Genomic DNA, 12373 nt, shown 5'->3' with positions numbered 1-12373 from the left:
CTGGAGGTTTGAACCCCTCCAATCTGCCGAAAAAGCGGGCTGTCTCCAGTCCTGATGAAAAAGATCGCAACCTATACTTCCATCGTCCAATGAATAATGGCACCCTCTGCATGCCAAAATGTTATGATTGGAATCGGGAATGGCGCGGATCAATTCGCGGCAGGTGGAGGCCTTCCGCGCGACAATGCTGACGGGCAGCGTGACCGAGGCCGCGGCGCTGATGAAGGTGACGCAGCCGGCCGTCAGCCGGTTGCTGCGCGACCTCCAGGCCCTGCTGAAAATGGAGCTGTTCGAACGGCGCGGCACCGGCCTGGTGCCGACCGCGGCGGCGATGGCGCTCTATACCGAGGTCGAGCGCTCCTTCGTCGGCCTGGAGCGCATCACTGCGGCAGCAGAAGAAATCCGCGGCCGCCGCACCGGCTCGCTACGCATCGCAGCACTGCCGGCGCTGTCGAACGGCTATCTGCCGCGGCTCACCGGTCACTTTCTGAAGGAGCGGCCCAACCTCAACCTGGCCTTCTTCGGTGTCATCTCGCCGATCGTGGTCGACTGGGTGCTGAACAATCAATGTGACGTCGGCTTTGCCGAGGTGCCGATCGCGCATTCCGGCCTGCCGAGCCAGCGGCTGCCAGCGCCAGCGCGCGTTGCAGTGCTCCCGACCGGCCATCGCCTCGCGGAGAAGGAAGTCCTGGAGCCGCGCGATTTCGAGGGCGAGACCTTCATCTCGCTGTCCGCGGGATCGTCGAGCCGTCATCTCGTCGACCAGGTCTTCCATCGCCATGATGTTCGCCGCGTGCTGCGCGTTGAGACCACGCTGTCGGAAATCATGTGCGGCATGGTGTCGTCAGGGCTTGGCGTCGCGATCTGCGATCCCTTCACGGCGCAGGAATTCGCAACGCGCGGCGTCGTCGTTCGCCGCTTCCTGCCGCGCATCGATTTCGAATTCTCCGCGGTCTTTCCGGCGCAGCGCAGTCCCTCGCCGGTCGCGCTGGATCTGGTCGAGACCATGCGCAAGGCGCTGGTGGAGTTTGAGGATTAGGGCTTGGATTTGAACAGTGCAGCTACAGGCTCGCTGCAGCCTCTCCCGCTTGCGGGAGAGGTCGGCGCGTAGCGCCGGGAGAGGGCTCTCTCCACACTGAGAGTGTCCTATGAGGAGAGAGCCCTCTCCCCCGCCCTCTCCCGCAAGCGGGAGAGGGAGCGCACCGTCGTCGTGGCGTCAGCAGCGCTCAGCCGTTGAACGCCGCCTGCGCCTCCGGCAAATCCCAGATTTTGCCGATGGCGGCGGTGCCGGCCGCAATGATCGCGGCTTCATCCGTACCGAGATAGCGTCCCTCATCGACCAGCACGCGGCCATCGACCACGACCTGATCGATATTGGCACGGTTGGCGAGCGCGATCAGCGCGCGGCGCGGATCGAACAGCGGCTGCAGATGCGGATGGGTGAGATCGACGACGGTGAGATCGGCGGTCGCGCCCGGCTCGATACGGCCGAGATCCGGGCGCTTGATGACATCGGCGGCGACCGTCGTGTTCGCCTCGATCAGCTCGGGCGAGTTCGCGACATCTGGGCGCGCCGAAGTGATCTTGGAGATCAGCGAGGCCGCATTGAGCTCGCCGAGCAGGTCCATGTTGTAGCCGTCGGTGCCGACCACGGTGCGCACGCCGTGCTCGGCGAAGCGGCTGAACGCCGCGGTGATGCCGGCACGCGCGAATACGCGCGGGCAGTTCAAGACGGTCATGCCGCGCGCAGCCATGAGCTTGAGATCGTCGTCGCTCGAGAACATGCAATGCGCCGCCATCAGATCGGGCGCGAGCAGGCCGAGCCAATCCAGATATTCTGCCGGGGTGCGGCCGCCATAGCGCTTGCCGATGGTCTCGACCTCGGCGCGGCTCTGCGCCATGTGCGTGGTGATGGGAACGCCGAGCTCGCGCGCCCGCGTGGCGCAAGCCTTCAGGAGATCGGGGCCGCAGGTGTCGGTGGCATGCGGGCTCATGGCAAGGCTGATGCGGCCGTCGCCGCGATTGTTCCAGCGCTGATAGAGCGCATCCCATGTCGCCATGTCCGCGGCGCCGTCATCGCCGGAATATTGCACCACGCCGTCCGGGCCAGCCTTGGCATCGGAGGTCGAGAACAGATAGGGCGCGCCGTAGAAGCGGATGCCCATCTCCTCCGCCGCGTCGAACATTTCGGGGATCGAGTTGCGGAACGGCTCCATCACGGTGGTGGCGCCGCCCTTGAGCAGCTGGAGGATGCCGAGCCGCGCCACCGCGAGCCGTTCCTCCGCCGACAGGATGTCGGCGCCGCGCTTGGTCAGCGGCAGCAGCACCGTGTAGACGATGCTCTGGTTGTTCTTGCGGCCGTTGCCGTCCTCGGTGTGACTGCGCGCCACTGCTTCCGAAAAGCAGTGATTGTGCAGGTTGAGCAGACCGGGCAGCACGAAGCGGCCCGGGCGGTCATAGACCTGATCCGCGCTCGGTCTGTCGCGCGTGACTGCCGCGATCTTCTTGCCTTCGACCAGAACCCAGTGGTCGCGCAGCACGTCCTGCACGCCGTCTTTCCGTGACAGCACGTAGCTGCCGAAGATCGCTGTTGTGCTCATGCGGGGCGCACGTTCCAGAACACGGCGGTGCCGTCGAGAATGCCGGTGATCGCCTTGCGATAGGCAGTCGGCTGCTTGTACAGGCCGATCGGAATATAAGGGATTTCCTCGAACGCCACCGCCTGGATCTCGCGGCAGATGCGCTGTTGCTCGGCGAGCTCGGAGGCCGCCAGCCATTGGCTGCGCAACGTGCCCATCTTCGTGCTCGCATACCAGCCGGCGACCTTGCCTTCGCCGCGGATGTTGGTGTTGCCGGCCGGGTTGAGCCAGTCGATGCCCTGCCAGTTGCCGACCGCGGCGCTCCAGCCGCCCTGCGGAAGCGGATCCTTCTTCAGCTGGCGCTGCAGTACCACGGCGAAATCGAGGCCGGCATATTCGACGTTCATGCCGGCCTTGCGCAACGAGCCCACCGCGATCTCGCCGAGCGGCTTTTGCGCCAGCGAGTTGGTGGGCACGAGCAGCACGATCTTCTCGCCGTTATAGCCGGCGGCCTTGAGGTCAGCCTTGACCTTGTCGTAGTTGCGCGGGCCGCGGAACACGTCGAGGCCGACGTCGTTTGCCATCGGCGTGCCGGGTGCGAAATAGCCGATCGGCGAGACCTGGAACGCCGGATCGGTGCCGGCGACGGCCGTCATGAACGCGGACTGGTCGATCGCCCCCAACAGCGCGCGGCGGATGGCGGGATTGTCGAACGGCGGCTGCAGGTGATTGAGGCGCAGCATGCAGGCGTAGCCTCTGGGATCGAGGATTCGCGTCTCGATATCGCCGGCCGCCTTGATCACCGGGAGCAGATCGTGCGGCGTGGTTTCCTGCCAATCCTGCTCGCCGGTCTGGAGCGCGGCGACGCCGGTGCCGGCATCAGGCGTGGTTGTCCAGACCACGCGGTCGTAGTGCACGATCTTCGGCCCGGCGGTCCAATCCGGCTTGCCGTCGGTGCGCGGCTGGTAGCGCTCGAACTTGGCATAGGCGTTGCGCGCGCCCTGCACGCGCTCGTCGGCGACATAGCGGAACGGGCCGCTGCCGATCACCTCGGTCAGCGGCTTGAACGGATCCTGGCTCGCCAGCCGCTCCGGCATCATGAAGCAGGCATTGATCGCGGCCTTGCCGAGCGCCTGCGGCAGCAGCGGGAACGGACGCTTCAGACGGAAGCGGATGGTGCGGTCGTCGACGGCCGAGAGCTCGGCGGTCGCCTCCATCAGCTCGCCGCCAAAGCCGTCACGCGCGGCCCAGCGGCGAATGCTGGCGACGCAATCGCGTGCCAGCACGCGCTCGCCATCATGCCAGAACAGACCATCACGAAGCGTGAGGTCCCACTGCAGCTGGTCGCCAGAGATGGCTTGGCCCGACAGCATCTGCGGCGAAACCTGGAGCGAGGAGCTCATGCCGTAGAGCGTGTCGTAGACCATGAAGCCGTGGTTTCGCGACACCTGCGCGGTCGAATAGATGGGGTCGACGAAAGCGAGGTCGATGACCGGGATGAAGCGCAGCGTGGACCGCGATTCAGCGCGGACGATGCCGGGCAGCGACAGCGCCGGCAGCGCCGCGCCAGCCTTCAGGAGCGAACGGCGGGAAATGGACATTAGCGGCGACCGGCCTCGTGGCGCAGGAAGTTCTCCGCGATCTTCTCGCCGGTGGTGATCCAGACATCCGGGCACGATTTTGCGTAAGTGAGGAACTCGCGCAGCAGACGCAGCCGCATCGGACGGCCGCTGCATTGCGGATGCAGCACGGTCGTCACCATCGCGCCCCAGTCGCGGACCTCGTCCAGCTCGTCCTTCCACATCGAGAGCACGTGCTCCTTGGGGAAGATCGAGCGCGGGCTGAAGCGCGCGGAGAGGCCGTGCATCCAGTCGTCATAGCTCGCGGTCACCGGCAGCTCGATCGTGCCGGGCTTGCCGTCGGCGAGGCGATGGCGATAGGGCCTGACGTCGTCGCGGAACGAAGACGTATAGACGATGCCGTGGCGCACCAGCGCGACGCGCAGCTCCTCCGTGAACTCGCCATAGGGCGCGCGATAGCCGGTCGGCTTGACGCCGAGCCGGCGCTTCAGCGCCTCGAAGCCGCGCTCCAGCTCCTCCTCGATCCAGGGATCGCCGGGATCCGGCAACAGATGGTGATAGCCGTGATGGCCGATCTCGTGGCCGGCCTTCAGGATCGATTCCGCCATCGCCGGATGCGCGTCGACCGACCACCCCGTGACGAAGAACGTCGCCTTGAGATCGAGCTGGTCGAGCAGCTCCAAGAGCTTCGGCGTGCCAACGCGCGCCTCGTAGCCGCCATAGCTCATGGTGATGAGCCGCTGCGCATGCACCGCATCCTTGCTGGTCCAGGCGCTCTCCGCGTCCACGTCGAAGGACAGGAACATCGCGGAATTGTACGGCTTCGGCCAGGGATATTCGGGCGCGGGATCCGCGGTGTTGGCCGGAACGAGCGGAATGCTCTGGAGTGCCTTACTGTCCAGCATTGATGGTCGCCTTCTCGATTGCGTTGTCGCTCAATTTCCACTTCGCCAGCAGCGTCTTGTAGGTGCCGTCCGCGATCAGCGCGTCGACCGCCTCCAGCATTGCCTGCTGCAATGCCTTCTCCTTCACCGGCAGAGCAATGCCGGTGAATTGCTGCGCGATGGGCTCGCCCACGGTCGCATAGGTGTTGGGCTCTAGGTCCATGATGTAGGGCAGCGTCTCGTTGCCCTGGGCCGCGGCATCGATGCGGCCTTGCCGCAGCTGGGTGCGCGCGTCGGCCGAGCCGTCGGTGCCGATGACCTGGATCGGATTGCTGCCGCAGTTCTTCTCGCTCCACGCCGCGATCTGCGCCGGGAACATGGTGCGGCGGCTGGAGCCGACCTTCTTGCCGCACAGCGACGTCGCATCCTTGAATTCCGCCTTGCGTGACGCCTGCACGAAGAACTGCGGGCCGCTGCGCAAATAGTCCACAAAAGAGGCGACCTCATGCCGGCTCGCATAGTCGGTGAAACCAGACAGGATGGCATCCACCCGCCCCGTCGAAATCGACGGCATGAATTCGGCAAAGCTGGTCTCTGTCCATTCGATCTTGAGGCCGAGCTTGCGGCCGATCGCCTCGCCAAGATCGACGTCGAAACCGGAGAGCGCGTTGGTGGCGGGATCGCGGAACTCCATTGGCGGATAGTTCGGCACGATCGCCACTTTGAGGCTGCCGCGCTTTGCGATGTCAGGCGGCAATTCGGCCGCCATCGCCGACGCGCTCATGGCGCCCAGGAACGCCGCCGCAAGCAAAAATCTCTTCATCGCCATACCCCCAATGTCAGATCACTGCCGAAAGAAATGCCTTGGTGCGCTCCTCGCGCGGCGCGCCCAACACGTCGGAGGCGCGGCCCTGCTCGACGATCGCGCCATGGTCCATGTAGACGACGCGGTCGGCCACCTCGCGGGCGAAGCCGAGCTCGTGCGTCACCACCATCATGGTCATGCCGCTCTTCGCCAATTCCTTCATGACAGCGAGCACCTCGCCAACGAGCTCGGGATCGAGCGCGCTGGTCGGCTCGTCGAACAGCATCAACATCGGCTTCATGGCGAGCGCCCGCGCGATCGCGACGCGCTGCTGCTGGCCGCCGGAGAGCTGCGCCGGATAGGAATCCGCCTTCGCCGCCAGCCCGACGCGACGAAGCAGCTCGGTCGCCTCGGCGCGCACCTCGTCCAGCTTGCGCCCCTGAACCTGGGTGGGGCCTTCGGTGATGTTCTCCAGCGCGGTCTTGTGCGGAAACAGGTTGAAACGCTGGAACACCATGCCAGTCTTCAGCCGCTGCCGTCCGATCTCGCGCTCGCTGAGGCGATGGAGCCGTCCGCCGTGCTCGCGCACGCCCAGAAGCTCGCCGTCGAGCCAGATGCCGCCGGCATCGATGGTGGTAAGCTGGTTGATGCAGCGGAGCAGCGTGGTCTTGCCGGAGCCGGAGGCGCCGATCAGGCACATCACCTCGCCGGGCCAGACGTCGAGCGAGACGTTGTTGAGAGCCTGAAACTCTCCAAAGTTTTTGCTGACGGAGCGGATGGCGACGAGGGGTTTTGTCATCGCGCCAGCCGCAATGTGCCGCGTGCAAAGCGGCGTTCGAGCAGCATCTGCAGCGGCGTCAGGATCGAGACCACGAGCAGATACCAGAGCCCGGCGACGATCAGGAGCTCGATCACGCGCGAATTGGCGTAGTAGATGTTCTCGGCATTGTGCAGCAGCTCCGGATACTGGATCACGCTGGCGAGCGAGGTCGCCTTCACCATGCTGATGAACTCGTTACCGAGCGGCGGGATCACCACGCGCATCGCCTGCGGCAGCACGATCCGCCGCAGCGCGCGCAGCCGTCCCATGCCGATCGCCTGCGCCGCCTCATACTGTCCGATATCGACCGACAGCATGCCGGCGCGCATGACTTCGGAGGTGTAGGCGCCCTGGTTGATGCCGAGCCCAAGCAGCGCGGCAAGGAACGGCGTCATGACGTCGACGGCGCGCGCGGACCACAGGCCGGGAATGCCGATGGTCGGAAACACCAGCGCGAGGTTGAACCACAGCAGCAGCTGCAGGATCAGCGGCGTGCCGCGGAACAGCCAGGTGTAGCCGGCGGCGACCGACTTCAGCACCGGATTGGGCGACAGCCGCATGATCGCGACGACGATGCCAAGAAAGATGCCGAGCATCATCGCCAGCACCGCCATCACCATGGTGTTGACGATGCCTTCGAGGATGACCTTTGCGGTCAGGAAGCGGCTGACATAGGACCATTCGATCTGGCCGTTCGCAAAGGCGCGCGCGATCGCCGCCAGCACGAGGACGATCAGGGCCGCGCTGATCCAGCGAAACCAGTGCGGCTCGCGCGCGATCCGCATGCCCGACAGATCGGGAAAGCCTTGCGCGAGTGCTGGCGTCGGCTTCATTGCGGCGCCGCGTTCAGCATGGGCTGGGCGACCGCATTGGCCCCTAAGCCCCATTTGTCGAGAATGGCCTTGTACGAGCCGTCGGCGATCATGGCCGCGAGCTTCTCCGTCACGACCTCGCGCAAGGCCGCATCGTCCTTGCGGAACATGATGCCTTGATAGCCCGTGGACAATTGCTCACCAATGACGCGGTACTTGCCGGCTTCCTGCGTTTGCGCGTAGGGCAAGGTTTCACTGCCCTGAACCGCGGCATCGATGCGGCCCTGCTTGAGCTGATTACGCACGTCGATCGAATTCTCGCCGGGCACATACTGAATGGCAGGCTTGCCAACCGCCTCGCACTTCTGCTTGCTCCATTTCTCGATCTCGATCGGAAATGCGGTGCTGCGGGTGGTGCCGACCTTCTTGCCGCAAAGATCGGTGGCGACCTTCGCCGCATTCTCGGTCAGCACGAAGAATTGCGGACCAGTGGTCAGGTAGTCGACGAAATCCGCCGTCTCACGCCGCGAACTGCGATCCTGGATGCCACTGATGATGAAGTCGGCTCGCTTGGTCTGGAGCGAGGGGATCAGCTCGGCGAACGGCGTCTCGCTCCAGACGATCTTGAGGCCGCCGAGCCGCTTGGCGAGCTCATTGGCGAGATCGATGTCGAGCCCGACCAGCTCGTTGGTCGCGGGATCGCGATGTTCCATCGGCGCGTAAGTGGAGTTGACGGTGAGCTTGAGCGCGCCCGCCTGCTTGATCTCCGCCGGCAGCTCGGCGGCTCGCGCGGAGGTTACCGCAGCCAGCGCAGCAACAGCGAAAGATAATGAGAGGCGTGTCATGTCAGCTCCTTTGCCCATGTCAGCTTCCTTTGCCAGCGCCGTGCCACTTGTCAGTCGGCATCGAGAACGGCCGGCTCGATGACGCCGGCACGCTCGGTGATCACCCTGTATTGCTCGGGCCGCCGGTGGGCGGCGAAGTTGAACATCTTGTCCTTGCCCTGGCGGCAGAGGTCGAGATCGATGTCGGCGACGATCACCTCGTCGGCCAGCGTCTGCGCCTGCGCCACGATGCGGCCATTGGGATCGACGATGCAGGAGCCGCCGATCAGCCCGGAGCCGTCCTCCTCGCCCGCCTTCGCCACCGAGATCGCCCAGGTCGCGTTCATGTAGGCGTTGGCCTGCGTCACCAGCGTCGAGTGGAAGGTGCGCAAGGCGCCGTCTTCGGTCGTGCCGCCGTTGGGATCGTAGGCCGCCGAATTGTAGCCGATGCAGACGAGCTCGACGCCTTGCAGACCGAGCACGCGCCAGGATTCCGGCCAGCGGCGGTCGTTGCAGATCATCATGCCCATGATGGCGTGGGCCCAGGACGAGCCGGCGCGGAAGGCGGGAAAGCCGAGGTCGCCATAGTCGAAGTAGCGCTTCTCGAGTTGCTGGTAGCGCGCGCCCGGACGTGGCTCGACCGAGCCCGGCAGGTGCACCTTGCGATAGCGGCCGAGAACCTCGCCGTCGCGATCGACCAGGATGGAGCAATTGTAGCGCCGGCCCTCCGGCGTCAGCTCGGCGTAGCCGACATAGAAGCCGACGCGCAGCGCACGGGCGCGGTCGAACAGCTTTGCCACAGCGGAGTTCGGCATGCCGCGCTCGAAATACCGGTCGAGCGCCTCGCCCTCGAGCAGCCAGCGCGGGAAGAAGGTGGTGAAGGCGAGTTCCGGAAACACCACAAGGCTCGCACCCCGACCGGCCGCCTCCTCCAGCATGTCGAGCATCCGCGACAACGTATGCTCGCGGCTGTCTGCTTTTTGCGTCGGCCCCATCTGAGCGGCGGCGGCGCGAAGGACACGAACCAAGATTGCCTCCAATCTGTGCGCAGTGCCGCCTCAATGGGCGAGCGAACCCTTTGATGCGACGTGCAAATCTGCTGCCATTACGGGGAAGCGCTGCTGCAAAATCAATTCGCTTTGCTATGATGTTTTGGCTCAGACTATAATCGGTAGTGATATGAACCTGCGTCAGCTCGAGATCCTGCGCGCCGTCATCCGGCACCGCACCACGGTGGCGGCGGCGGACGAGCTTGCGCTGTCGCAGCCCGCGGTCAGCAATGCGCTGAAGACGATGGAGACGCAGGCCGGCTTTGCGCTGTTCGAGCGCGTCAACAACCGGCTGTTTCCAACCGCCGAAGCGATGGCGCTCTACAAGGAGAGCGAGGCGATCTTTGCGCTGCACGCCAAGCTCGAGAACCGCGTGCGCGATCTGCGCGAGAACCGCTCCGGTCATCTCGCCATCGTGGCGACGCCGCCGCTCGCCTACAGCATCATTCCGTCCGCGCTGTCCGGCTTCCTGCGCCGCCGACCGGAGACGCGGGTGTTCTTCGACGTGCGGCGCTATGAGGGCATCATCGAGGGCGTGCTGAGCCGTGTCGCCGAGCTCGGCTTCGCGCTCGGACTGACGCACCATCCCGGCATCGCGCATGAGGTGGTGCACACCGGCGAGATGGTCTGCGTGCTGCCGCCGCAGCATCCCCTCGCGGAACGACCGGTGATCACGGCCGCTGATCTCTCCGGCGTGCCCTTCATCGGGCTCGAACGCGGCACGCGGCTCGGCGAAGCCGTGCGCGACAGCTTTGCCCGGGGCGGCGCGCCGTTCCGGCCGACGGTCGAGGTGCGCTATTGCAACACGGCCTGCGTGCTCGCCGCCGCCGGCGTCGGCGCCGCGGTGGTCGATCCCTTCTCGCCGCGGCAGAACGGCGGCAGCGGCCTCGTCGTCCGTCCGTTCACGCCGACGACGCAGGCGGTCGCCTACATGCTATGGTCGGAAGCCGAGCCGCTGTCGCGTCTGGCCAAGGCCTTTCTCAACGAGATCCGCAAGGAGAGCGCTCTGCTCGAGCGCACAGCGCCGCACCAGCAACATGGGGCAGAAAGCGGCTGAGCTTCGCAACCTTTTGCCTGGAGGCCCATGGCACGCATCACCATCATCGAGACCGGAGAGGTCCCGCAAAAATACCGCGAGCGCCACGGTTCATTTCCGGACATGTTCGCGCGCATGATCCGCGCCGAAGATCCGGCCGCGACAGTCGAGGTCGTCAGCATCCCCAACGGCCATGCGCTTCCCGATCCGGGCAACCTCGAGGCCGTCCTGATCACCGGCGCGGCTGTCGGCGTCTATGACGGGCTCGACTGGATCGCGCTGCTGGAAGATTTCGTGCGGACGGCCTACGCCAACAAGACTCCGATGGTCGGTGTCTGCTTCGGCCACCAGCTGATCGCGCAGGCGCTCGGCGGCACCGTGCGCAAGTCGGAGAAGGGCTGGGGCATCGGCCGGCACGTCTATCAGGTGCTGCCGGAGAACGGAGTGGTCGACGGCGAAGCGGTCGCGATCGCCGCCTCGCATCAGGATCAGGTGATCGAGCCGCCGAACGACGCGCTGACGATCCTCTCGTCCGACTTCACCCCGCATGCCGGCCTGCTCTATGCCAACGGCGCAACGCTGACCGTGCAGCCGCACCCGGAATTCGACGTGGGGTTTGCGCAAGTGTGCTGCGACCTGCGCGACGGCAAGGCGCCGGAGGAAGTCGTTGCCACGGCGCGGGCGTCGCTGGCGCAGCCGATGGACAGCGCGAGGCTCGGCGGAGCGATTACGCGGTTTCTGGCAAGGCGCGCGGCGCCTTAGTTCGCAACAATCACCACGGCGACTCTTCCCTTCTCCCCTTGCGGGAGAAGGTGGCGCGAAGCGCCGGATGAGGGGTCTCCCTCCACCAACAAGATGTTCACGAGCAGAGAGATACCCCTCACCCGTCTCGCCGCTACGCGGCGAGCCACCCTCTCCCGCAAGGGGAGAGGGTGAAGCAGCTCCGCTGGTGAGAATTTAGAACGGATCCGTTCCCAACCCCGGCACATCGGCCGGCCGCGGGCCCGGCGCCGCCCAGTGAAAGCGGCGGTCTTTCTCTGCAATCGCGATGTCGTTGATCGACGCCTCGCGGCGCTTCATCAGGCCGTGCTCGTCGAACTCCCACTGCTCGTTGCCGTAGGAGCGGTACCACTGCCCGCTTGCATCGTGCCATTCGTACTGGAAGCGCACCGCGATGCGGTTCTCGTCGAAGGCCCAGAGGTCCTTGATCAGGCGGTAGTCCTGCTCCTTCTCCCATTTGCGGGTGAGGAAGGCGACGATGGCCTCGCGGCCCTGAAACACTTCGGAGCGGTTATGCCAGCGGCTGTCCTCGGTATAGGCGAGCGAGACCCGCACCGGATCGCGGGAATTCCAGGCGTCCTCGGCCATGCGGGCCTTTTGCGCGGCGGTCTCGCGGGTGAAGGGTGGAAGCGGCGGGCGCGACATGATGGCCTCATCGGTTGATCGGGACCGCGAATGTATCGTCGCAATCGGCAGAGTCGATAGGCCATCGCCGATCGAGCGATCACGAAACCAGATCGGCCTTCATCAGCTGGCGGATCGACTTCGGAATCGGCTGGGCGCGGCCGCCGCTGACGAAGGCAACGCGGACCTCGGCTTTCACCAGCACATCGTCGCCGCGTCGCACCTCCTGCGCCAGCATGATGGACGCCCCCTTCACAGCAACCGGCCAGGTCACGACATCGAGCACGTCGTCCATTCGCGCGGGCTTCAAGAAGTCCAGATGCATCGAGCGCACCACGAAGGCAAAGCCCGTGCCTTCCGTCTCGGTCTGCTCGAACAGCGCCTGCTGCTCGGCGCCCATCAGCCTGAGATGATTGGTGCGTCCGCGCTCCATGTAGCGCAGGTAATTGGCGTGATAGACGATGCCGGAAAAATCCGTGTCTTCGTAGTAGACGCGGACCTGCATGTGGTGGCGGCCGTCGCGGATCTCGCCGTCGAGATGAGCTGTCACGTCGCGAGCCTCTTCGCTTGTCGGTAACCG

Annotated in this window: 13 protein-coding genes; 3 read left to right on the top strand and 10 right to left on the bottom strand. The window is 65.4% G+C overall.

The window, feature by feature from the left end; genetic code table 11:
* Positions 1–139: 139 nt before the first annotated feature.
* On the top strand, positions 140–1039 hold the full coding sequence (locus tag N2602_RS06390) for a LysR substrate-binding domain-containing protein (protein ID WP_128264216.1): 900 nt from the start codon (positions 140–142) through the stop codon (positions 1037–1039).
* 187 nt (positions 1040–1226) lie between these two features.
* Here the strand turns inward: N2602_RS06390 and N2602_RS06385 are convergent, their stop codons facing one another.
* From N2602_RS06385 to N2602_RS06350, 8 genes are read right to left on the bottom strand one after another with little or no spacing between them, the layout of a single operon-like run.
* Entirely contained in the window at positions 1227–2600 is a 1374-nt protein-coding gene (locus tag N2602_RS06385; protein WP_260382096.1) for an amidohydrolase family protein, read from the bottom strand.
* The gene (locus tag N2602_RS06380) at positions 2597–4180 is read right to left on the bottom strand and encodes an ABC transporter substrate-binding protein (protein WP_260382095.1); all 1584 of its coding nucleotides are present in this window, start codon (positions 4178–4180) and stop codon (positions 2597–2599) included. Before N2602_RS06380 ends, N2602_RS06385 begins: the two co-directional genes overlap by 4 nt.
* Positions 4180–5064, bottom strand: a complete 885-nt coding sequence (locus N2602_RS06375) for a polysaccharide deacetylase (RefSeq protein WP_260382094.1) — start codon at positions 5062–5064, stop codon at positions 4180–4182. Before N2602_RS06375 ends, N2602_RS06380 begins: the two co-directional genes overlap by 1 nt.
* Positions 5051–5866 carry an ABC transporter substrate-binding protein gene (locus N2602_RS06370; protein ID WP_260382093.1) on the bottom strand — a complete coding sequence of 272 codons (816 nt, stop codon included), beginning with the start codon at positions 5864–5866 and terminating at the stop codon, positions 5051–5053. The genes N2602_RS06375 and N2602_RS06370 overlap by 14 nt, the downstream gene beginning before the upstream one ends.
* A 16-nt stretch (positions 5867–5882) precedes the next feature.
* A complete protein-coding gene (locus N2602_RS06365) occupies positions 5883–6647 on the bottom strand; it encodes an amino acid ABC transporter ATP-binding protein (RefSeq protein ID WP_212254225.1) in 765 nt (254 codons plus the stop codon).
* Positions 6644–7501: an amino acid ABC transporter permease gene (locus N2602_RS06360; protein WP_260382092.1), complete on the bottom strand. Its 858-nt coding sequence runs from the start codon at positions 7499–7501 to the stop codon at positions 6644–6646. The genes N2602_RS06365 and N2602_RS06360 overlap by 4 nt, the downstream gene beginning before the upstream one ends.
* Complete coding sequence (locus N2602_RS06355) at positions 7498–8325, bottom strand: ABC transporter substrate-binding protein (RefSeq protein ID WP_260382091.1); 828 nt, start codon at positions 8323–8325, stop codon at positions 7498–7500. The genes N2602_RS06360 and N2602_RS06355 overlap by 4 nt, the downstream gene beginning before the upstream one ends.
* Positions 8326–8375: 50 nt before the next feature.
* Complete coding sequence (locus N2602_RS06350; RefSeq protein WP_260382090.1) at positions 8376–9332, bottom strand: N-carbamoyl-D-amino-acid hydrolase; 957 nt, start codon at positions 9330–9332, stop codon at positions 8376–8378.
* Positions 9333–9483: 151 nt separating this feature from the next.
* Between N2602_RS06350 and N2602_RS06345 the strand changes: the two genes are divergently transcribed.
* Both N2602_RS06345 and N2602_RS06340 read left to right on the top strand, forming a co-directional pair.
* Positions 9484–10410, top strand: a complete 927-nt coding sequence (locus N2602_RS06345) for a LysR family transcriptional regulator (RefSeq protein WP_260382089.1) — start codon at positions 9484–9486, stop codon at positions 10408–10410.
* Between the two features lie 27 nt (positions 10411–10437).
* Positions 10438–11151: a type 1 glutamine amidotransferase gene (locus tag N2602_RS06340; protein ID WP_260382088.1), complete on the top strand. Its 714-nt coding sequence runs from the start codon at positions 10438–10440 to the stop codon at positions 11149–11151.
* Between the two features lie 195 nt (positions 11152–11346).
* Here N2602_RS06340 and N2602_RS06335 read toward each other — a convergent pair whose 3' ends face one another.
* Together N2602_RS06335 and ybgC are read right to left on the bottom strand one after the other, a co-directional pair.
* Positions 11347–11814, bottom strand: coding sequence for a nuclear transport factor 2 family protein (locus tag N2602_RS06335; protein WP_260382087.1), 468 nt, complete (start codon positions 11812–11814; stop codon positions 11347–11349).
* Between the two features lie 79 nt (positions 11815–11893).
* The gene (gene ybgC, locus N2602_RS06330) at positions 11894–12343 is read right to left on the bottom strand and encodes a tol-pal system-associated acyl-CoA thioesterase (RefSeq protein ID WP_260382086.1); all 450 of its coding nucleotides are present in this window, start codon (positions 12341–12343) and stop codon (positions 11894–11896) included.
* Positions 12344–12373 lie beyond the last annotated feature (30 nt).

The sequence above is a fragment of the Bradyrhizobium sp. NC92 genome, from assembly GCF_025200865.1.
In the GTDB taxonomy this organism is placed as follows: Bacteria; Pseudomonadota; Alphaproteobacteria; order Rhizobiales; family Xanthobacteraceae; genus Bradyrhizobium.
This window is presented reverse-complemented; position numbering and strand designations above follow the sequence as displayed.

Coding starts and splice junctions, on each gene's coding strand:
- N2602_RS06390 (WP_128264216.1), top strand. CDS start 140: ATGGCGCGGATCAATTCGCGGCAGGTGGAGGCCTTCCGCGCGACAATG.
- N2602_RS06385 (WP_260382096.1), bottom strand. CDS start 2,600: ATGAGCACAACAGCGATCTTCGGCAGCTACGTGCTGTCACGGAAAGAC.
- N2602_RS06380 (WP_260382095.1), bottom strand. CDS start 4,180: ATGTCCATTTCCCGCCGTTCGCTCCTGAAGGCTGGCGCGGCGCTGCCG.
- N2602_RS06375 (WP_260382094.1), bottom strand. CDS start 5,064: ATGCTGGACAGTAAGGCACTCCAGAGCATTCCGCTCGTTCCGGCCAAC.
- N2602_RS06370 (WP_260382093.1), bottom strand. CDS start 5,866: ATGAAGAGATTTTTGCTTGCGGCGGCGTTCCTGGGCGCCATGAGCGCG.
- N2602_RS06365 (WP_212254225.1), bottom strand. CDS start 6,647: ATGACAAAACCCCTCGTCGCCATCCGCTCCGTCAGCAAAAACTTTGGA.
- N2602_RS06360 (WP_260382092.1), bottom strand. CDS start 7,501: ATGAAGCCGACGCCAGCACTCGCGCAAGGCTTTCCCGATCTGTCGGGC.
- N2602_RS06355 (WP_260382091.1), bottom strand. CDS start 8,325: ATGACACGCCTCTCATTATCTTTCGCTGTTGCTGCGCTGGCTGCGGTA.
- N2602_RS06345 (WP_260382089.1), top strand. CDS start 9,484: ATGAACCTGCGTCAGCTCGAGATCCTGCGCGCCGTCATCCGGCACCGC.
- N2602_RS06340 (WP_260382088.1), top strand. CDS start 10,438: ATGGCACGCATCACCATCATCGAGACCGGAGAGGTCCCGCAAAAATAC.
- N2602_RS06335 (WP_260382087.1), bottom strand. CDS start 11,814: ATGTCGCGCCCGCCGCTTCCACCCTTCACCCGCGAGACCGCCGCGCAA.